At 37.0% G+C, this 20,485-nt stretch carries 23 protein-coding genes and 1 pseudogene; 13 read left to right on the forward strand and 11 right to left on the reverse strand.

Annotated elements, in window-relative coordinates; translation table 11 throughout:
• Positions 1 to 211: 211 nt before the first annotated feature.
• Positions 212 to 955 carry an MvaI/BcnI restriction endonuclease family protein gene (locus HYU07_06725; GenBank protein ID MBI2129896.1) on the forward strand — a complete coding sequence of 248 codons (744 nt, stop codon included), beginning with the start codon at positions 212 to 214 and terminating at the stop codon, positions 953 to 955.
• Here HYU07_06725 and HYU07_06730 read toward each other — a convergent pair whose 3' ends face one another.
• From HYU07_06730 to HYU07_06740, 3 genes are all read right to left on the reverse strand, one after another.
• Positions 956 to 2,245: a DNA adenine methylase gene (locus HYU07_06730; GenBank protein MBI2129897.1), complete on the reverse strand. Its 1,290-nt coding sequence runs from the start codon at positions 2,243 to 2,245 to the stop codon at positions 956 to 958.
• Positions 2,217 to 2,483 (reverse strand): winged helix-turn-helix transcriptional regulator, encoded by a 267-nt coding sequence (locus HYU07_06735; GenBank protein ID MBI2129898.1) that lies wholly within the window; start codon positions 2,481 to 2,483, stop codon positions 2,217 to 2,219. The genes HYU07_06730 and HYU07_06735 overlap by 29 nt, the downstream gene beginning before the upstream one ends.
• A gap of 91 nt (positions 2,484 to 2,574) precedes the next feature.
• Positions 2,575 to 2,979 carry a winged helix-turn-helix transcriptional regulator gene (locus HYU07_06740; protein ID MBI2129899.1) on the reverse strand — a complete coding sequence of 135 codons (405 nt, stop codon included), beginning with the start codon at positions 2,977 to 2,979 and terminating at the stop codon, positions 2,575 to 2,577.
• Between the two features lie 150 nt (positions 2,980 to 3,129).
• Here HYU07_06740 and grpE point away from each other — a divergent pair, with 150 nt between their 5' ends.
• From grpE to dnaJ, 8 genes and pseudogenes are all read left to right on the forward strand, one after another.
• Positions 3,130 to 3,624 carry a nucleotide exchange factor GrpE gene (gene grpE / locus HYU07_06745; protein ID MBI2129900.1) on the forward strand — a complete coding sequence of 165 codons (495 nt, stop codon included), beginning with the start codon at positions 3,130 to 3,132 and terminating at the stop codon, positions 3,622 to 3,624.
• The gene (locus HYU07_06750) at positions 3,621 to 4,007 is read left to right on the forward strand and encodes a hypothetical protein (GenBank protein MBI2129901.1); all 387 of its coding nucleotides are present in this window, start codon (positions 3,621 to 3,623) and stop codon (positions 4,005 to 4,007) included. Before grpE ends, HYU07_06750 begins: the two co-directional genes overlap by 4 nt.
• Positions 3,998 to 4,507, forward strand: coding sequence for a YkgJ family cysteine cluster protein (locus HYU07_06755; protein MBI2129902.1), 510 nt, complete (start codon positions 3,998 to 4,000; stop codon positions 4,505 to 4,507). Before HYU07_06750 ends, HYU07_06755 begins: the two co-directional genes overlap by 10 nt.
• 79 nt (positions 4,508 to 4,586) lie before the next feature.
• Positions 4,587 to 4,904: a hypothetical protein gene (locus HYU07_06760; GenBank protein ID MBI2129903.1), complete on the forward strand. Its 318-nt coding sequence runs from the start codon at positions 4,587 to 4,589 to the stop codon at positions 4,902 to 4,904.
• Between the two features lie 35 nt (positions 4,905 to 4,939).
• Positions 4,940 to 6,830 (forward strand): annotated as a pseudogene (dnaK, locus tag HYU07_06765) (molecular chaperone DnaK).
• 3 nt (positions 6,831 to 6,833) lie between these two features.
• The gene (locus HYU07_06770) at positions 6,834 to 7,145 is read left to right on the forward strand and encodes a hypothetical protein (protein ID MBI2129904.1); all 312 of its coding nucleotides are present in this window, start codon (positions 6,834 to 6,836) and stop codon (positions 7,143 to 7,145) included.
• On the forward strand, positions 7,073 to 7,738 hold the full coding sequence (locus HYU07_06775; GenBank protein ID MBI2129905.1) for an HD domain-containing protein: 666 nt from the start codon (positions 7,073 to 7,075) through the stop codon (positions 7,736 to 7,738). Before HYU07_06770 ends, HYU07_06775 begins: the two co-directional genes overlap by 73 nt.
• Positions 7,704 to 8,798: a molecular chaperone DnaJ gene (gene dnaJ, locus HYU07_06780; protein ID MBI2129906.1), complete on the forward strand. Its 1,095-nt coding sequence runs from the start codon at positions 7,704 to 7,706 to the stop codon at positions 8,796 to 8,798. The genes HYU07_06775 and dnaJ overlap by 35 nt, the downstream gene beginning before the upstream one ends.
• Before the next feature lie 190 nt (positions 8,799 to 8,988).
• Here dnaJ and HYU07_06785 read toward each other — a convergent pair whose 3' ends face one another.
• Both HYU07_06785 and HYU07_06790 read right to left on the reverse strand, forming a co-directional pair.
• Positions 8,989 to 9,378: a hypothetical protein gene (locus tag HYU07_06785; protein MBI2129907.1), complete on the reverse strand. Its 390-nt coding sequence runs from the start codon at positions 9,376 to 9,378 to the stop codon at positions 8,989 to 8,991.
• Positions 9,379 to 9,571: 193 nt separating this feature from the next.
• Positions 9,572 to 9,823 carry a hypothetical protein gene (locus tag HYU07_06790; protein ID MBI2129908.1) on the reverse strand — a complete coding sequence of 84 codons (252 nt, stop codon included), beginning with the start codon at positions 9,821 to 9,823 and terminating at the stop codon, positions 9,572 to 9,574.
• Between the two features lie 134 nt (positions 9,824 to 9,957).
• Here HYU07_06790 and HYU07_06795 point away from each other — a divergent pair, with 134 nt between their 5' ends.
• Together HYU07_06795 and HYU07_06800 are read left to right on the forward strand one after the other, a co-directional pair.
• Positions 9,958 to 10,809: a sugar phosphate isomerase/epimerase gene (locus HYU07_06795; protein MBI2129909.1), complete on the forward strand. Its 852-nt coding sequence runs from the start codon at positions 9,958 to 9,960 to the stop codon at positions 10,807 to 10,809.
• A 17-nt stretch (positions 10,810 to 10,826) separates the two neighbouring features.
• Complete coding sequence (locus HYU07_06800) at positions 10,827 to 11,447, forward strand: hypothetical protein (protein MBI2129910.1); 621 nt, start codon at positions 10,827 to 10,829, stop codon at positions 11,445 to 11,447.
• Between the two features lie 19 nt (positions 11,448 to 11,466).
• Here the strand turns inward: HYU07_06800 and HYU07_06805 are convergent, their stop codons facing one another.
• The 6 genes from HYU07_06805 to HYU07_06830 all read right to left on the reverse strand — a co-directional run bounded on the left by HYU07_06805 (position 11,467) and on the right by HYU07_06830 (position 19,108).
• The gene (locus tag HYU07_06805) at positions 11,467 to 12,210 is read right to left on the reverse strand and encodes a hypothetical protein (GenBank protein ID MBI2129911.1); all 744 of its coding nucleotides are present in this window, start codon (positions 12,208 to 12,210) and stop codon (positions 11,467 to 11,469) included.
• A 47-nt stretch (positions 12,211 to 12,257) separates the two neighbouring features.
• Entirely contained in the window at positions 12,258 to 13,976 is a 1,719-nt protein-coding gene (locus HYU07_06810) for a tRNA uridine(34) 5-carboxymethylaminomethyl modification radical SAM/GNAT enzyme Elp3 (GenBank protein ID MBI2129912.1), read from the reverse strand.
• Between the two features lie 189 nt (positions 13,977 to 14,165).
• Complete coding sequence (locus HYU07_06815; protein MBI2129913.1) at positions 14,166 to 14,558, reverse strand: hypothetical protein; 393 nt, start codon at positions 14,556 to 14,558, stop codon at positions 14,166 to 14,168.
• Positions 14,559 to 14,910: 352 nt separating this feature from the next.
• Positions 14,911 to 17,556, reverse strand: coding sequence for a cation-translocating P-type ATPase (locus tag HYU07_06820; protein ID MBI2129914.1), 2,646 nt, complete (start codon positions 17,554 to 17,556; stop codon positions 14,911 to 14,913).
• A 5-nt stretch (positions 17,557 to 17,561) separates the two neighbouring features.
• On the reverse strand, positions 17,562 to 18,803 hold the full coding sequence (locus tag HYU07_06825; GenBank protein MBI2129915.1) for a hypothetical protein: 1,242 nt from the start codon (positions 18,801 to 18,803) through the stop codon (positions 17,562 to 17,564).
• Complete coding sequence (locus tag HYU07_06830) at positions 18,788 to 19,108, reverse strand: hypothetical protein (GenBank protein ID MBI2129916.1); 321 nt, start codon at positions 19,106 to 19,108, stop codon at positions 18,788 to 18,790. The genes HYU07_06825 and HYU07_06830 overlap by 16 nt, the downstream gene beginning before the upstream one ends.
• A gap of 344 nt (positions 19,109 to 19,452) precedes the next feature.
• Here HYU07_06830 and HYU07_06835 point away from each other — a divergent pair, with 344 nt between their 5' ends.
• Together HYU07_06835 and HYU07_06840 are read left to right on the forward strand one after the other, a co-directional pair.
• Entirely contained in the window at positions 19,453 to 19,596 is a 144-nt protein-coding gene (locus HYU07_06835) for a hypothetical protein (GenBank protein ID MBI2129917.1), read from the forward strand.
• A gap of 3 nt (positions 19,597 to 19,599) precedes the next feature.
• On the forward strand, positions 19,600 to 20,485 hold an 886-nt coding region (locus HYU07_06840), incomplete at its 3' end, for an AAA family ATPase (protein MBI2129918.1).

The following is a 20,485-nucleotide window of genomic DNA, read 5'->3' on the forward strand; positions in this document are numbered from 1 at the left end:
CCATACGCAGTGTGGGAAAATTGCGTCCGCAAAGTTATGACGCAGGGGCACACCGTCGTCCAATCCAATGAGCGAAGCGATAAATCAAGGACAATCGTTAAGGGGCACACTCACAAAAAATAGTAATAAGAATCGGGGGCGTATCGTATGTATCTAAAATATACCTATCTTGTGGTATCGTTATATAAAATTTGTATCTTGACATTAAGTCATGGATGTTAAAATATTACAAGGTTTCAAAAAAGATTTTCTTGTTGTGAAATCGAAAGGATTTATTGAATCTCACAGAACACATAATACTGGAATTGGAAAAACATTTGAAGATGCAATAGGTATAGTGGAAAATAATAGTTCTCTTGCAGATTATCAAGGAATTTTAGAGATTAAATCAAAGAGAGATTTATCAAAAAGTATGCTAACATTATTTACAAAATCTCCCTCAAATCCCAAAGGTGCAAACTCTTACTTGAGAGAAACGTATGGTCATCCAGATAAGAATAATATGAAAATATTGCATACAACCATATCTGGTGCAAAATTCAACACGTTCTTTTCAAAGATTGGATTTAAGCTGGAAGTTGACGAAAAAGCAGAAAAAATATTTATCTTGGTTAAAGATTTGACAACTGACAAAATAATTGATGATTCAATCTATTACACTTTTGCAGACTTAAAACAGATTATTGAGACAAAATGCGAACAAATTGCTTTTATAAATGCAGAAACAAAACTTGAAAGTGGAAAGGAGTTTTTCTATTTCAAAGAAGCTACTTTGTTAAAGGATTTGACATTTCAAAAATTTATTCAATTTGTTAAAGATGGATTAATTGTTTATGATATCAGAATTGGTGTTTATGGTATGGGTTCAAGCAAAGGAAAAACACACGACCATGGTTCTGGTTTTAGAGTTCTAAAAAACAACATCCCAAAAGTGTTCAAAGTTGAAGAAATTTGATTATTGTTTCTCAATAATAACTATCCATTCTTCGTTCATAGTTACAGCATGATTACCGACTATGTTTGTTGGAGAATTTAATTTAGGCATTCTTTTATGGGGGATATTTCTAATAAATGTATTGTGGTGTTTGTAATGATTTTTTGCTTGGAACAATTCTAATATTATTTCATCCGTTGGAATTTGAATGCCTTTTACTGTTCGATTGCCTACAACAAAGCACATAAATGCTCCTTTTTTAGTAACTCTGTGTAATTCTTGAGTGCATTTATCAAAATCAACATAAAAGCTTAAAACATCTTTTGCTCTGCGAGGATCAATTTTAGAGATTGCATCTAAAGTTTTTTTCAAGGTTGGAGAGCCTAAACCATTGTGTAAATCTTTAGTTGGTATCCCGCCTAAACTTACTTTATCAATATTCAAAACTTCCTCTTTTCCATAATCCAACCATTGTAAGCCTAATCTTGAAAACTGACCATAAGCTACTGTTGTCCTGCTATCTCCATAGGGCGGAGAAGTTACAATTAAATCAACACTATTTGCAGGAATTGAAGTAAGTTTTCTGCTATCTTCTGCTAAAATATTGACTTGACATTTATGATTATGGACTTTAAAGTATTCTTCCATCCCGATTATGCTCTTTGATGCCTTGCCTTTAAATTCTTCAAAAGTATTTGGATTGTGTTTTCTCAGCATACTTTGGCTCATTCTGTAAAGTTTGTATTCCTTGTTTCGTGTGTTTGATACATTCCTAACAGTTTCAGAAAAAGCTATTAAGAAAAAATCTTTAATATCCTTATCTTTAATTTTTTCAATATTTTGTTTAATTATTGCTAAATCAGTTATAACTTGAGATTTAAACCAGAATCCAATATTAAAAAAATCTGGTTTTGTAATTTCTTTTTCTCTAAAATTAACTGCCTTTTTATCGGCATTGCATCTTGAGATTAATTGACGGTATTCTTCTTTTAGAGTTTCTGGATTAATTGGAGTAGTTTTTACTTTTGAAATTAACAAAGCAAGAGGGTTTATATCTATTCCAAAAGCTTTCTTGAAGTTTTTATGCAGTTTTGCCTCTAAAAGGGCTGTTCCTGAACCCATGAAAGGGTCTAATAAAACCTCTTTATCTTTCCCATACATTTGAATTAATCTTCTTGCTACTTGTGGAATCATCATGGCAGGGTAAGTATGAAACCCATGATTACTATATTTAGTAAATGCATCTCTAAAATCCCATGATTCATCCTTAAATTTTATCCCATTATTTTCCATTAAGCTTATTGACTGCATTTTTTCCTACTTCTGTCAGTTCATATAACCTGCCTTTTCTTGCACCTTCATTTAAGCATTTAACTATATTTTTGTCTTTTAATTCTTTTAAAAACATGCTGACATGATTTAATCTTATTTTTGTTTTATTGGCAATTTCAGAAGGAGTAAGTGTATCATTGCCTATTGCTTGAACAATCTTTAGCCTATATTCACTTGATTTTAACAATGAAATAGCATTTACCATCCCCTTTTCCATACCTCTTGATTAAATACATCGATATATATGTTTAGCTACATTTTAGATACAAGATAAAGACATATATAAAGTTATCGGATTGATAAGCATTTCACAATCCAATCCACTTATCCACATCTTTTGCTATCTTTTTCAGGTCTTCATAAGCCCTTTTTGCATCATTCTCGATCTCATCAATAAGAATTTCCAGCTTGTCAACTCTTAGCAGATATTTCCTTCCTTCATGCGTGATAATTCCTGCTTCCACAAGCTTGTTTATGTGATGCACAACTGTTCCTCTTGTTAAATCAAGCTTATAAGCGACTTCATCGCTTGACAGCGGCTTCTTTGTTTTGGCGCTTTTCACAAACTCAACAAAAATGCGGAAGCAGCTGCTGTCTTTATCGCGCAGATTGAACAGGCCAAGAGAGCTTCCAAGCCATTGCAGTTCACGGTTAATGTTCTTTTCAATGGGTTTGTTAGAAGTTATTATTGTGAATTTAAATGCCTGCGCCATATCTTATAGCAAGACGCCTTTATATATAAAACTTTCCCTTTTAAACCGAAAACTATTTAAATAAGTTCATCTTACCACAGTTTCGTTGATTTAAAGTCAACGAAATAAAGGGGGTTGCAGTGCTTTGAAAAAGCGAGTTGATATGCAAAAATGGCTGAAAAAACAGAGAACAGAAACAAAGAAGAAAAAGAGAACACGGATTTTAAAAAACAAATGGCAGAAAAAGAAGCCAGAATAAAAGAATTAACAGAATTACTTCAGAGACTGCAGGCAGATTTTGAAAATTACAAAAAAAGGGCTGAAAAGGAGAAATGCGATCTTGCAGGATATACTGCATGCAAATTGATTTCGCAGTTTTTGCCCATACTGGACAGCTTTGAGCTTGCTTTGAAGAATGATCAGGATCATCAGAAGTTTGTAAAGGGAGTTGAGCTTATTTACTCGCAGTTTTATTCGCTATTGGAGGATTTTGGATTAACGCCAATCGAGGCAGTTGGAAAGAAGTTTGATCCTTATGATCACGAAGTCTTGCTGAGCGAGAAATCAGACAAGGATGAAGATATTGTTTTGGAAGAATTGCAGAAGGGCTACAAGCTGGGAGATGTTGTGATCAGGCACAGCAAAGTGAAGGTGAGCAAAAAATGAGCAGACTTGACTGGAGATTTGTTGACAATGTTGTTAATGCAGAGGACTTAGAGCATAAAGAACTTATTGAAAAGGTTAATGAAGTTAATGAAACAACAGATTTGATGATAACAACATATTGGTTTCATTGTGTTGAAGATGAGTTGAGCAAAGAAGCCCGAAGAAGAGAGGGTGAAGAGGGAATTTTGGAGATTGCAAGAATTTATGAGCTGCACAGAAATAATCTGGTTAAAGAAAGGCTAAAACAAGAACACGAATCAGCAAAAGGAAAGCTGTATGACTATGTGGCGATTCATGCTCCAAGTGTTGTTGAAGGGCTGAGCCACAGGGAAATTTTAAAACAAATCAAATATTTCATGAAAACGCATCCAGAATGGTCATAAAAAGAGAAACAAAAACAGCAGAAATTTTAGAATTAGGCAAAATAGAATGCGGAGATTGCGATCACTGCTGCCGCTTTGGAGGCGGTTATCTGCTTCCTGAAGAGATCAAAGAGCTTTCAAAAAAGCTGAAATTAAGCGAAGAAGAGTTCAAAAAAAAGTATTTAGAAGAAACAGAAAAGTTCAACACAAAATTATTCCGATTCCGATCAATAAAAATAAAAAACAATTACGGACCATGCATTTTTTTAGAGAATAAAAAATGCGCAATACATGAATTCAAGCCCCTATATTGCAGGATAGGGACATGCAGCAAAGACGGCGAAGAGATAGTTAAGTGGTTTGATTTGAATTTTTGCGTGAATGCAAATGACCCTGAATCGATAAGGCAGTATGCATCGTTCCTCAAGTCGAACAATGCAGTAGAAGGCGGGGAATTGAAAGATTTGGTAAAAAATGAGGAGAAGCTTAAAAAAATATTAAGCTACAGTATGCTGAAATGAGTCATGATCAAGCGCAGCGGGCGGCATGGTTTGGACACCTCTTTTTCCATGCTGCCTGCTACTTGATGCAAGGTGAAAAATGAATGAATCAAACATAAAGCAAAAAAAATATGTTACATCAGAGGCTATATTGAGGTATTTGATAGGAGAAGATGACAAGATAGAGACGCTGATAATGTGCGAATCTTCAGAAGTTGAGATTTTGACATCTGATTTTGAGATTTACGAGGCTCTCGGCTCAATAAAGCCCTATGACAGCTTCAAGCTGAACAAGCTGACAAAATTGTTTGAAGTTGTGAAGATTGTTTCATACGAGGAAACAATGCATAAGCAGAAGAGCATACTGACTGATGCAAGGGTGGAAGAATTAAGAGAGAAAGCATTGAAGAAAGAATAAATATACTTTAAAACAGAGAATTTAGGAGGACTAAAATGGGAAAGGAAAAAATAATTGGAATTGATCTTGGAACATCTAATTCAGCAGCAGCATTCCTGGAAGCAGGAAGGCCGAAGATAATACCGAGCAGCGAGGGCGTTACAGCATACGGAAAGGCATTTCCAAGCCATGTTGCATTTACAAAAGACGGGCAGCTGTTAATAGGAGAGCCGGCCAGAAGGCAGGCTGTTTCAAATTATGAAGGTACAGTCACAGCATTCAAAAGAAAGATGGGGACAACATTCAAATATAATATCAGGGGCAAAGAATACACGCCTCAGCAGTTATCTGCATTCTTGCTGCAGAAGATAAAAAAAGACGCTGAAGAATTCTTAGGGGAAAAGATAGAAAAAGCCGTCATAACATGCCCTGCTTATTTTGATGACAACCAAAGGCAGGCAACCAAAGATGCAGGAACAATCGCAGGGCTGGAAGTTGTAAGGATTGTAAACGAGCCGACTGCTGCATGCCTTGCTTACGGCCTTGATAAAGCTCAGCAGGAATTCAAGATACTTGTTTTTGACTTAGGCGGCGGAACTTTGGATGTTACAATCATGGAATTCGGCCAGGGTGTTTTTGAGGTTAAATCCACATCAGGCGATACGCAGCTTGGCGGAACTGATATGGACAATTTAATTGTTGATTTTATAGTTTCTGAATTCAAAAAGCAGGAAGGAATTGATGAGAGAAGCAGGGGAAAAGGCAAAGATAGAGCTTTCAACTGTCATTGAAACTGACATTAACCTTCCATTCATAACCGCAACAAATGAGGGCCCTAAGCATCTGCAGCTCAAGCTGACAAGGGCAAAGCTGGAGCAGCTTATTGAGCCTATAATAAAGAGATGCAGGCATCCGCTGGAGCAGGCAATTTCTGATGCAAAGCTAACTGCAAAGGACATTGGCAAGATCATTTTAGTCGGCGGCCCAACAAGAATGCCCATTGTGCAGAAGTTTGTCGAGGATTTCATCGGCAAAAAAGCTGAAAGAGGGGTTGACCCTATGGAATGCGTTGCAATGGGAGCAGCAATACAGGCAGGGGTTCTTGCCGGTGAAGTAAAGGATATCTTATTGCTGGACGTTACCCCCTTGACATTGGGAATTGAAACATTGGGCAGCATAAGGACTCCGCTCATAGAAAGGAATACAACTATTCCAACAAAGAAAAGCCAGGTATTTTCAACAGCTGCTGACAGCCAGACTGCAGTTACAATACATGTCTTGCAGGGCGAAAGGCCTATGGCAGCAGACAACAAGAGCCTGGGAAGGTTTGATTTGGTCGGCATACCGCCTGCGCCAAGGGGAATTCCGCAGGTCGAAGTAACCTTTGACATTGATGCAAACGGAATATTGCACGTCACAGCAAAAGACCTTGGAACTGGAAAGCAGCAGTCAATCAAGATAACTGCGCCAAACAAGCTAAATGAAGCAGATGTTGAAAGGATGAAAAAAGAAGCTGAAGCGCATGCTGAGGAAGATAAAAAAAGAAAAGAAGACGTTGAAGTCATCAACAATGCGGACACACTGATCTACACAACAGAGAAACTATTCAAGGAATTTGAAGGAAAAGTAAAGGAAGATGAGTTGGAAGATGTAAAGAAGGAAATGAATGACCTGAAAGAGCTGATGAAAGCTGAGAAGAAAGACGTTGATGCAATAAAGAAAAAGCTTGAAGAGATAAACGAGAAAATACAGAAATTAAGCACTGAGCTTTATCAGAGGGTTTCAGAAGAAAGGGCTAAGGCGCAGCAAAATGGAGCAGGCCCTGATTATGTCAATCCAGAAGACATTCCTGAGGAAGAGCAGGAGCAGCCTAAAAAGAAAGATAAGGTTGTTGATGCGGAGGTTGTGAAAGATAAAGAAGAGAAAAAGGATAAAAAGAAAAAATAGATTATGAAAAAAATAAAATCACAAAACAATGCCAAAAGTGCTCCGCATGTTCGGGCAGATAAAACGCCATACTGCGATATTTGCGAGCTGAAAATAGAAGGCGTGTGCAAGGACAGAAGGAAATGCAGGATCCTGAGCAAAGACGAGGTTATTGACCTGTGCAGCGCAAATGAGGAAATGGATGACATTTCTATGGATTATGTGATCAACAACTTTGCATTCATACAGTATGAGGACAGGTCATGGGTTACAATGAGAAAAGAAAGCGCCAAAAAGGCATGGCAGAAAGGCAGAAGATTGAGCATTGCAGGGTAAAGATGAAAATTCCGACAAAAAAAGAGTGTTACAAGCTATTGAAGAAATATTCTGTTCCGCTTAATGTAATAAGGCATTCTGAAGATGTATGCAGGGTTTCATTGTTTATTGGGGAAAGAATGAAGAAAAGGGGGGAAAAGATAAATCTGAAATTATTGGAAGCAGCATCCTTATTGCACGATATTGACAAGATCCATACACTGAACAATGGCAGGCACGGCATAATGTCCTGCAATATTCTGAAAAAAGAGGGATTTAATGCAGTTGCAAGATTTGCTCTCATACATGTATTGCATGCGATCTTAAGTGCCAGAACTATGCCTAAAACATGGGAAGAAAAAATATTTTATTATGCTGACAGAAGAGTCAATCCTGAAGGGATAGTTTCAGCGAAAATCAGATTTGATTATTTAAGGCAGCAATACGGGGCGAAAGACAAAAAAATAATGAAAATGATAAATGAGGCTGAGCCTAAAGTGAAAAGGCTGGAAAAAGAGATATTCTCCAGAATGAGAATGAAGCCTGAAGAAATAAACAAGCTGACTGCAGCAGAGCAATATGGCAAAAGACTACTACAAAATACTTGGCGTTGATAAGAATGCCTCAACTGAAGAAGTAAGAAGGGCTTACAAGAATCTTGCTAAAAAATATCATCCAGATGTTAATAAAGAATCCAGCGCTACTGAAAAATTCAAGGAGATAAATGAGGCCGCTGCTGTTTTGGGCGACCAGAAGAAGAGGGAGCAGTACGACAAGTTTGGCACAGCAGAGGTCCCGCCAGGATTCACAGGGTTTGATTTTGGAGACCTTGGAATGGAAGTTGATTTCGGCGACATATTTGACGGCTTTTTTGGCGGCAGCGATATATTCGGAGGCAGCAGAAGAAGGCGGACAGAGCACGGATCAGATTTAAGGTTTGACATGGATATTGAGCTGGAAGATGCTGCTTTTGGCGCAGAGAAAACAATTTCTTTAAGAAAGCTGGATAAATGCTCTGAATGCAGCGGTACAGGAGCTGAAAATGGGACTGACTTTATCACATGCCCTGATTGCGCTGGAACTGGTTATGTAAAAAGAAGCCAGAGAACTCCATTTGGAATTTTTTCAACCACAACAGCATGCCCTAAGTGCGGCGGCAGCGGGGAGTATATCCGAGAAAAATGCTCTAATTGCAATGGAAAAGGCAGAGTAACTGTAAATAAAAAAATCGAGATCAAAATTCCTGCCGGTATTGAAGATGGAATGCAGCTTAGAGTTACAGGAGAAGGCGAAGCTGGCAGTAAAGGCGGAAGATCAGGAGACCTTTATGTTGTTATCCGTGTAAAGCCTCACAAGATATTTGAAAGAGATGGCAATGACATTAATGTTGAAGTTCCAATAAGCTTTTCAGCTGCTGCTGTTGGCGGCGAGATAGAAGTTCAAACCTTAAACGGCAAGAAAACCCTGAAGATCCCTGCCGGAACCCAGTCGAATACGATCTTTAGAATGAAGGGAGAAGGAATTCCTAATTTGAATGGCTTTGGGAAAGGATCCGAGAATGTTAAGGTTGTTGTAAAAGTTCCTGAAAAACTGACAAAAAAGCAGAAAGAGCTGATCGAGGAGTTTGAGAAAGAGGATAAGAAAGGGTTTCTCGGCAAGATGTTTTTATGGTGAAATATCTTTTATTTTTTTCTTTTGAACAATAAATTGCATCTTTTGCAGTAATAAAGAATCTTTTCATTGCCTTTAAGATCATTGCCGCATAACGGGCATCCTTTTTCTATCACTTCTGCCCGCTCTCTTTTTTCACGCATAAAACAGAGAAAACAGTTTGTTTTTAAATATATGTGAATTGGATAGTTGGTTAATGTGAGAAAGGAATTTCTTGTTTTGTGATTTTATTTTGACCATCACCGAAGCATAGTTTAGCGATTGCGTTCAAATCTGCATTTAATGGCACCAGATCAGGAATGTAAAGTGAGCCTGATGTAAGCTCAGCAATCATAATTGCTTCTTTCAGAGATAAATTTCTGGCCACATCTTCTTTCGCGCCATACAGTTCTCTGAAACCGCGATTATTCACTTTTGGTTCGATTTCATATAACGCAGTTTCTGAATTCGTTTTTTGTGAAGTTATTACTGTTTCTTTGCGTATTAATTTAACTCCGCAATTGTACGGCTCAATTTTATATTCCTCAACTAATCTCGAATCAATCGCTTTAAGTTCTTCTTTAGTTCGTCCAATTGTTTGCATTTTTACCTTATTGAATAAAAAGCGCTTATTGTATGTCAAAAACCACCCATCATAGATGGGTGGCATGATGGGCTGTAAGCCATTATAGCCATCCTATGCATATAATGGTTTTTGAGCATGCTCAGAATTTTCCGCATATAAAAGGTTGGCTTTCCGCCACCAGTCAAAGACTGGATGGAAAATTCCGACATTTTTATTTTGCATTTAACTCCATTTCTTTTCCAATGCAGGTAATTAACAGCCAGTCTAAGGGTTTTCTAAGCCATTTGCTGGCCAGGATTAAACTCCCGTCCTCGCATGGAACTTCTCCATTTTTAACATATGAATCATACTTATGTTGCAAATGCGGCGGAAAGTAAATTGCAAACGGATAATTCCCAAAAGACCGTGTATTTCTTTCATAAACTATAATTCCTTGATGTTTTTCATTTGCCAGTTTAATCACCTTAGTATAGCTGTGTAAATTCTGCCATTCTTTATAAACTTTTCTTTTGTAACTACTTCAAAGACATGATATTTTTTGCCAACAGGGTTTTGCACTTCACAACGTTTAAATACAGCCGGCGTGCATTAAAATTGATGATCTTCGTCTCAACAGCGTGCTTAAAAGGAATAAATGAGGGATTTGAAAAGGATTTATTAAGAGTTCTAGAGCTTTATAAAAACAGCAATATAAAAAACATAGAGCTTGGCAGCGTTCATTCTGAAATGGAGCCTGATTTTCTATTAAAATTTCTGTTAAAGTACAAGAAAGAAAATGATGCGAATTTCATAATCCACGGATTTTTTCCTCCGATAAAGGAAAGGATAATGATCAATATAGGCTCGCAAAACAAGAATATTCTTGAAAAATCCATGTTCATTGTTGAAAACGCAATAGAGCTCTGCAGAAAGCTCGATGCAAGGCTTTACAGCTTTCATTCTGCAGCGCTTGGCGATGTTGATGCTCACGGGATTTACATAACAAAAAAATATGGTGAAAAAGAGGTTTTGGAAACTTTTGAAGAAAATTTGACAAAGGTCTGCGAGCTTGCAGCCGGCTATGGAATAAAAATCGCAGTTGAAAACCACGGCGGGGAATGCGGAGATGACTTTTTTGCAAGAAAGGAATATTTTTTAAATTTATTTAAAAAATTAAAAATAAAAAACCTCGGAATCTTGATTGATGCCGGGCATTTAAGCGCTGCAGCAAGGAGATTCAGCTTTGAAAAGGGCGATTTCATAAAATCAATGCAGCAAAAGGCATTTGCAGTGCACTGCCATGAGAATGACGGGAGTTACGATCAGCACAAGAATGTGAATTTAAGCACATTGAAGGATTTCGATAAAGAAATCATTAAAAAAACTTTCATCATATTGGAAGCAAATAGCTTAAGCGCAGATGAAATCGCCAGTGGAATAAACATTTTACAAACCTTTAAAAACAAATAAAAATTTCAATGCCTGAGATGAAGCTAAAAACCTCAAAAACAGAAATTAATCACTTATGGAAAGCATGGCTTGCCATTTCAGTGGCATTCGCCATTGTCTTAGGCGGAGGGTTTTCAGTAAGCCTGTTCTCTTTTAAATTTCTGCTGAACATAATATTTGCGGCATTCACAGTAGGGATCGGATTTTTGCTGCATGAGCTGGCTCATAAGCTTACAGCGCAGCATTTTGGATATTGGTCTGAGTTCAGAGCTAACTTTCAAATGCTTTTTTTGATGATTGCAATGAGTTTTTTGGGATTTGTTTTTGCCGCTCCAGGCGCAACCATGATAGCAGGAAGAGTTGAAAAGAACAAGTACGGAATGATCTCAGCAGCAGGGCCTTTGGTCAACATAGTTCTTGCTTTGTTTTTCCTTGGCTTGAGTTTTACAAGCCCATATCCGCCCATTACCCTGTTTGCTTTGTACGGATTGCTGATCAACAGCTGGCTGGCATTGTTTAACATGATTCCTTTCGGGATTTTAGACGGAGCCAAGGTGATAAGGTGGAATGTGATCGCTTATTCTTTGATCGTAATTGCTTCGCTTGCATTGGTTGTGGTTGGGAATGCGCTTATTAAGAACGTCGCCATGCTGGGCTGAGAAATTTAATTTATTCTTTTCATACTAAATGAACTAAATCGTATATTTCTTGCCGAGTAAACAAGAACGTGCTTTTTTTCTTTTTTGGAGAAATTTTAAATCCTATATCGTTTTCTCGGGCAATATCACAAAGTCTTTGAGGAGTTATCTTTACTTCCGGCCTTATTAAGGATAATGATCTAAGTGCTTTCTCTGAATTAAATAGCGGTTTGCCCTTTCTGGTTCCTATATATTCCAGCCATGAATCAAACAGGATAAATTTAACTCCATTTTTAGCCCTATTCTTTTTTTGCTCATAACTGGCAAGGTAGCGTTCAGAAATTAAATGGTAGATGACATTTTTGTAGCTTATTCCCAGCCTGGCTAATACCTCACCTATGAGTAAAACCTCATTTTCTTTTCCATCCAAACCATATCCAGCGATATACCTTTTTCTCTCATATGAATAAAACCACAAGGCATGTTCAATTAAATCATTTGACACCTGATCATTCTTGGATAACCCAAGCATTACAGGCAATCTTTCAATCCCTACTTCCTCTCTTTGAAGCATATACATTTTTTTAATTAAAGAACCAAGTAATCTTCTGCCCTCAATTCCCTTTGCAAGATGTTCTGTATCTTCCACGCTGACGTAAAGATCTTTACCTCTTCTGTCATATTTGACTAAACCAGTGCCAGCATAGTTTCTTAAAACACATCTATTCAGACCAAAAAGCCTTGCAACATCCTTGCTCGGTTTGTAATCCATTTCATCATTCATGCAAATATGAAAAAACAACTCCTTTAAAAATCTTTCTATTTTTACTACTAAAGAGACGTTATAAACTTAACCATATACTGACCTTCTTTCCTATATCCCAATTTTCTGTAGTAATTTCTTACACCAATCCCGGAGATCACAACAATCTTGTTTTTGTAATATGTCTTTGCGATCTCTTCCGCCATTTTCAACAGCTCTTTTCCCAGGCCATGGTGCTGTATTGAGCCTTTTTTGCCGATTGCAGCTGCTTCGCCATAGACATGAAGCTCTCTTATTAAAGCAGAGTCCTCTGTTATCTCTTTTCTTAAGAATTGCGAAGGGAATCTTAAGCGGCAGAAGCCAAATAAAATTTTATTTTTAAAATCCTCGGCAGAAATGAAAAATTCCGATCCATGAGATGCTTCATAATAAGCTGATTTTATTTCAATGCTTTTCAGGATTTTCCTGATATTTTTGCTTTTTAAGTAATTTCCAGCTTCCCTGCACCTTATGCAATTGCACCTTATTTTTTTATTTTTCATTATCTTTTCAACATACTGCCTTAGGTTTGTTTTATCAACACCTGCTTCAGTGGCATAAGTCGGTATGTCTCTTTGGATCCTCATCACTCTTGCGTAAGTTGGAATGTTTTTCTTGAATTCCGCAATTAAATGAGCGGCTTTTTCAGTTGTCAGCGGCTTATACTTCCTTCTTCTATACAAATCATATAATTTAGTTCCTTTCAAGACCATGCAGGGATAGATCTTGAGCATATCAGGCCTGAGATCTTGATTTTCAAAAAGCTCTTTTAATGCCTCTAAATCTTTTTTATATGAAACTCCAGGCAAGCCGGGCATAATGTGATAATTTATCTTAAATCCGAGGTCTTTCAGAATCCTTGTTGATTCAATTGTGTCTTTGATTGTGTGGCCTCTTTCAACCTTTTTCAGAACATCATCATAAACTGTCTGAACACCAAGCTCAACCCTTGTTGCCCCTAATCTCAGCATCTCATTCCCCTGATTCAATTTTCCGTAATCCGGCCTTGTTTCCATTGTCAGGCCAACGCATTTGATATTTGAATTTTCATTTCTTGTTTGCTCTTTTTCAAGCAATATGCCTTTTATTTTGTTTTTCATAATCAATAATCTGTTCTGGATTCTTTTTGTTCTTTTTTTGTCTTTTACATCTGCCGGCAATTCAAAGAAATCCTTGAATTTCAGTATGCCAAATTCTTTATTCTTCTTAAAAAACAAATCTGAGAAATCATTCATTGCCTTAAATGCGTATTTGATGAAATTCTCCTGGTATTTTTTTGGAAAGCTTGGAAAAGTGCCGCCCATTATGATCAGCTCAATCTTTCCCGGGAAATGGCCGAGAACAATGTACTGCTCTAACCTATTGAACACCTGAAGATAAGGGTCGTATTTATTCCTTATTGCTCTCAATGTAGCTGGCTCTTTTCCTGTATAAGACTGCGGGACTGTGCCAAAATAGCTTTTTATGCCGCCGGGGCAGTATATGCATCTTCCATGCGGGCATTTAAATGGCTCAGTCATGATTGCGCACACTGCAACGCCGCTTATTGTTCGTGTTGGCTTTGTCTGGAGAAATTTTTTTATTTTTGGAAGATCCTCTTTGGAAGCGTTCATTAATATCTGTATGTCTGTCGGAATAACCTTCATCTGGTGTTTTTTTGAGAGCTTTATCTTTACATTATTCAGCCTGTTCTTGCTGATCTTTTGTTTTTTGATTGCTTCAATTATTTCTTTGAAAAAGCCTTCCATGGAAATAAAAAAGCTGTTTATCTTATAAAGTTATTGAAAACTTCATTTATTGCAGAAACAAAATAAAGTGAATAAGATGCGCATATCATCAAGACAAATGTCTTTATCCACATAAGACAGGTGTCTTGATAACAACGAGACAGATGAATTAAAGCCAATTGTCCCTAATTTTTGTTTTATAGAAAAATTTTAAATGTATCTCCAATACTCTTTACCATATTTTGCCTCGTACTTTTTTCTTAACTCCCAAGCCTTATATTTCTTAGTAATCCAAGGTATGGGTTCTATTCCAAATTTTGTCAGAACGTCGTTTAAGTCTTCTGAGCACTTCTTACCAAATTGGCTTATCTCAGCTAATGGCGACCTCCCGATTCCCTCCTCTCTGAATTTTTCTAATTCACGAAGTGTTTTTATATTATGAGGACCGTCTAGTAAGCAATAATAAGTTCTTGGCATTCTAAAACCATTCTTATCCCCTCCGCTTTTGTATCCCACATATTCAATAAAATCCTTGATAGATGCGTCTAAATTGATTTTCCCTTCTTTGTTTATTACCCTTTTTTCAAGTTCTTCTTTGGACATCCACATAGTCAACAAATGTTAATATTTGTCTCTTTAAAAGCCTTTCGATTTAGTAACTAAAAAGTAATAAAAAAGAAACTTTATTTATCTTTAGACTGTGTTAGACTGAATCTTAAATAGAAAATAAGAAGGCTCATAAATGATGAGAGAAAGAAATAAGTTAGAAGACGATTATTTCGTAGAAAGCTCATTTCTGATTCCTATCAAAACAATAATATCGCACACTTATATGCAGAAGCACATATGTTCGAAGAAGCAAGAATAATCTATGAAAAAACTGGAAATTTTAACATGGCAATGGAAATGGCAGAAAAGCTTGGTCTGAAAGACAAGGCAAACGCTTACCGAACAATTAAAGGCCTTTTACACCGCTGATCTTCATCTTCACAAACTTATGTATCTCGAGATAAAGCGCCCCGGCTCCTGACACTAAGATCAGCAGCATGAATTCATAAATGCTCAGCGCAGCTGTATCGAATACCTTCTGCAATGCCGGGATATAGACAACTGCTATAACTGCCATAAACGAAACCAGCACTGCCAGTATGAGCCATTTGTTCTTGAAAAATCCGACTCTTGACAACGGGTAATTCACAGACCTGCAGGAAAATGCCTGATAAAGCTCGAACATGGCAATCACAATGAATGCCTTTGTCTGCGCAATTACAATGCCTTCTCCATTAAAAATGCTTGCCCCAAATACAAAGAATGTTGCGCAAAACATAAGAATAGGATAGAACACAATATAGGGCATCATTCCCTTGTATATTTTCTCATTTGGCTTTCTTGGCTTCTGCTTCATTGATCCTGGCTCAAAAGGATCAACGCTTAATGCTGTCGCAGGCAGGCCGTCTGTTACAAGGTTAATAAGCAGAATCTGGGTTGCTGTCAAAGGCAGCGGAAAGCCAAACAAAACAGCCATGAATATTATGATAACTTCACCCATATTGCCGGATATCAAAAAAGCAAAAAACTTTCTTATATTTTCATAAACTCCTCTGCCTTCTTCAACAGCGTTTACAATAGACGCGAAATTATCATCAGTTAATATCATATGGGAAGCTTCTTTTGCAACATCTGTCCCTGCAATGCCCATTGCAATGCCGATGTCTGCTTTCTTCAATGCAGGAGCGTCATTAACTCCATCGCCGGTCATTGCAACAATATGGCCTTTTTTCTTTAAAGCACCAATAATTTTAAGCTTATGCTCAGGATTGACTCTTGCATAGATTGCAGTATTATCAACAATGCCACTTAAGTCTTTCAGATTGTCAAGCTCTTCGCCGGTTATGGAATCTCCAATAATTCCAATTTCTTCTGCAATGGCCTTTGCTGTTGCCTCGCTGTCGCCAGTTATCATAACAACCTTTATCCCGGCTTCCCCGCATTTTTTAACTGCTTCCCTGACTTCATAGCGGGGCGGATCAATCATTGCCTGCAACCCTGCAAAAACCATGTCTTTCTCGATGCCTTTCATATTGGCTTGTTCATTGCTGCTTAGTTTTTTATATGCAAATCCAATGACCCTTAATGCAGAGCTTGCAAAATCTTCATTAATGTTAAGTATATTTTTAATATTCTGAGCTGATAACTGCTTGATTTTTCCGTCAACAAGGAATTTGCTGCACAATCCAAGCACAACTTCCGGAGCCCCTTTCATTATTGCTATTTTTCCGTTTTCAGTTTCGTGTATTGTTGTCATCCTCTTTCTTTCCGAGGAAAAAGTGATCTCATCAATTCTCTGCCATTTTTTTTCAAGGCTTTCTTTCCTGATGCCTGCTTTAAGAGCGCTGACTGTCAATGCGCCCTCTGTCGGGTCGCCAATTAAATTATTTCCATGAAGCCTGCTGTTGTTGTTCAGGCAGCCCATCTTCAGAATAAGGGTTAAATCATCGCTTGAAAATTTTTTTCCGTTAAAAAGGAATTCTCCCTTGTCATTGTAGCCTGTTCCTGTGGCATTTATTATTTTATTGTCGACATAAATCTTTCTTACAGTCATTTCGTTGCATGTTAATGTTCCAGTCTTATCAGTGCAGATAACTGTTGTTGAGCCAAGTGTTTCAACAGAAGGCAGTTTTCTTATCAATGCATTTTTCTTTACCATCCGCCTCACTCCCAGAGCCAATGAAATAGTCACAACTGCAGGCAGGCCTTCAGGCACAGCGGCAACAGCCAGGCTGAGGCCGATCAAAAAGGAATTGTAAATGTTTATGCCGTGCAAAAAGCTGCCGATTATTACGAAAAGGCATATTGCCAATGTTATTGAGCCGAGCCATTGGCCAAGCTGCTTTAATTTTTTCTGCAATGGCGTCAGTTCCGGCTTTAATTCTTGTATCATTGCAGCAATTTTTCCAAACTCCGTAGCCATTCCTGTTGATGCAACAACAACCTTTGCCCTGCCGTCTGTAACGATTGTTCCTGCAAATGCCATATTGCACTGCTCGGCAACCTGCTTTTTTTCAGAAATCACCTTGGCGTCTTTTCTGACAGGCAGAGACTCTCCTGTAAGAGTGGCTTCCTGAGTTTTGAAATTTACTGCTTCAATTATTCTTCCGTCTGCGGGTATTTTTGCTCCTGTTTCGAGAATTATTATATCGCCGGGGACAAGATTGGCGGCATCTATTGATTCCGATTCATTGTTTCTTAAAACAGTCGCCTTTAATGCTGAAAGCTTTTTTAGCGCTTCAATTGAGCGTTCAGCCTTGTATTCCTGCACAAAGCCCAGAATTGCATTCAAGACAAGAATAATAAATATTACCAAAGCATCTATATATTCGCCTACAAACAGGGAGACCAAGGTTGCTGCTATCAGGATCATTATCAGGAAGCTTTTGAACTGGTTCAGTAAAATCTCAAAAGGGCTGGTTCTTTTGCCTTCTTTAATCTCATTAAGCCCGTATTGCTTGAGCCTTTTTGCAGCTTCCTCGCTGCTTAAGCCTTTTCTTGAGCTGTTTAGGCTGCTCAGGGCTTCATCAGCTGTTTTTTGATAGTATTCCATTTTTGTTAATATGTTAATATGAACTCTTTGAAAAATTCTTCTTTGACATTAAATATTCTTTCTTTATAGTCAATAATCTCATTTAAAGCCACAGGAACAAATAACATCTTGCCATTCCTGGTAATCAATTTAGTATTAAATCTATCATGGAATTGACGAAAAAAATCATATACCCTGGACAGATTTTTTTTAAAATAAATTAAAAGTTTTGTTGCATCTTCTGCTCCTAAAATTAGGGTTGCACTTAGTCTATCCTGCCTACCTTTTATAAACCCCTCATGCAAACCATAATAGATAAATATTGTAGGTTTTTCATCATTGCATTTTGTTAATACTGCTTTTGTAGGGGCATTATAGATTTGATAAGAAACCACCTCATTGCAGCCCAATTCTGCATCGTATTTTACAAAACCAGGGTACGCTGTACTTCTCAATTTCCCACCTATAATACTTGTTGGCAATTCGCAAATTCTCTCAATAAAGTCCTGTGTTTTCTCAGGGATATTTTTCTGATATATCGTTCTATAACCCCCCTCGCTACCAAATAGATTAAACCCGCATTTTTCTTTAACCTTTTCAAGAAAATCTTTTATTGTGTTTGGGTCATCAAAGTTTGTTTCTACTAGAATTCTGGTTGTTCTTACATGGTGTGATATTGTAGCATATTTTCTTTCACAAAGCTCATTCCATTTTTGTATTTTTTCATTTTCCTTTTTCATTTCATATAATATTTGCTGATTTTTATTTATCAAATCCCAGATTTTTTCTTGCTGGAATAACTTCAGCTGCTTTTCAAAAGTTATTTTCAAATTTTTATAGAAGGACCTTATAGGTTCAAATAACCCAATTAGTTCTTTTTCAAGATTTTTTTCAGTTTTTATAAGTTCAAAAAAATACTGTTTTGTTTTTTCATCAAATTCCCAATAGCTTGTCCTTGCTGCTCCTTTTTCCATCAAGTAAATAACCAATCTTTCATCTTCTGCTAATTTAGCGTCTTCTTCTATGTAAGCTAATTGTTTTCTGATACAGCTCGGTATTGTATCCTTAACAAATCTTTCTGCTTCTTCCCATCTCTTACGCCACAGAACCTCTATTCTAGTTAAAATCTCAATCTTTTTCTGCTCAAGTTCCTTTATCTGTGCAAATCCTTTGATTTCTCGTTCTACATCTATTTCCAATTTTTTAATTTCATTTTCCAATTCTTTTCTATCTTTTATTTCTTTAAAGAATTTCATTTTTTCTGCCATCTCAATGATTCTTTTTTTATCTCTTTCAGGTTATTTAAAAAGTGCTCCATACAGTCAATGCCGCAGAAAGATGCCTTTTTCTTGAAGTCATCCGGCCCGAAAATCAAAGTATAGTTGCTTGTTGAGTATGGATCAAGCTCATTTGCGCAAACCTTGCATATTGTCTGATGCAGCTTTTCCCTTTCTTTTATTTTGTTTTCAACGAATTTCCTCAGATGAAAGCCGCCTTCTTCAAGGTCTTTTTTTATTTTTTTTAACTCATCTTCATCAAGGTAATCTACCACGTCCCTTAATCTCTTGTCCATTATTTCACCTCTTTTGAGAACAGTTTTATCTTGATATAGGAAGAAACAGAGATCCCGAGCTTTTTAGCTTCCTCTTCGATTGCAGACTTTTCATGGTCATTTAGGTAAACATGGACCATGTTGTTTCTGATGCTTTTGTTTTTCGTTTTGCCCTTTTTATTCGATTAGTTAGTATTATTATAGTATTATTTAGGTATTTATATGATATTTTAATAGTATTAGTATTTAAAGATTGCGTTTTTATGTTTATTATTTATGAGTGGTAAAAATAGAAAGATTTATATACTGGGTGTTACTGCCCTGTTGTAAGCATATCCTATTTATGTATGCAGGATACAGTACAAATGGAAACAAACAAATTTACAATAACCAAGAAAATAGCCAAACACGGGAAACAAGCTATCATAGTCATACCTAAAATATTGCAGGATGACCTTAAGCCCGAGACTATTGTTAAATTAAATATAGAGATTCTTAATAGGAGGTAAAAAATGCCATTATTTGATACATCAAATATACCCGGGGCACAACAGCCAATTGCCCCTGAGAGCCTGGATAACATAATAACAAACGTATACATACCAGAAACCCTTAGGCAAGATCTTGAGCTTGTTAAGACAACAATAAATATGAGCCAAAAAGATGCGAATAGAATTTATGGTACATTGTTTAAAGGCCCTCCAGGAACTGGCAAAACCGTATTAGCAAAACTTGTAACAAAAGAATCAGGAGCATTGTTTTATAATGCTTCAAAAGTTAATTCTGAGCACCTAAAAAGAATTTTTAGTGAAGCAAGAAAGAAAGCCAAAGAAGGCAACAAAGTTGTCATTTTCATAGATGAGATAGATGGTTTGGGCATGGAAAGGAGTGCAGCTTTAATGAATGTTGGGGAAAGCAAAGAATCTTTGCACGTATTATTGACCGAACTTAGCGAAAAAGAAAAAAATAAAGGCATAACAGTCATAGCAGCAACTAATAAACCAGAAATTCTGGACCCTGCTTTAATGCGTCCTGAACGTTTAGGTTTCAACATCGATTTTCCTGTCCCCAACTATAAGGACAGAGTTGAGATCATGAAGGTTGTTTCTAAATTACCGCAGGATGTTGTTAAATCAATAGCTAATAAAACTCAGGGATATACGCCAGCAGATCTGGTTCATGTTATCAGTTTAGCAAATACATTTAGAGAACACAATAAAAGATCTAAGATAGATGAAGAAGATATACAATTTGCGCTTAGAAAAAGCAGCCCGTCAGGATTGGCAGGATTATTATCTTACGAACCAAAAATAACACTTGAAGATGTCATTGGAAAGGATGTGATGAAAAAAGTAATAACATCTGTGCTTAAAACATCACCGGCAGCCGACTATTTTG

This window comes from Candidatus Woesearchaeota archaeon, assembly GCA_016180285.1.
Lineage (GTDB): Archaea > Nanobdellota > Nanobdellia > Woesearchaeales > JACPBO01 > JACPBO01.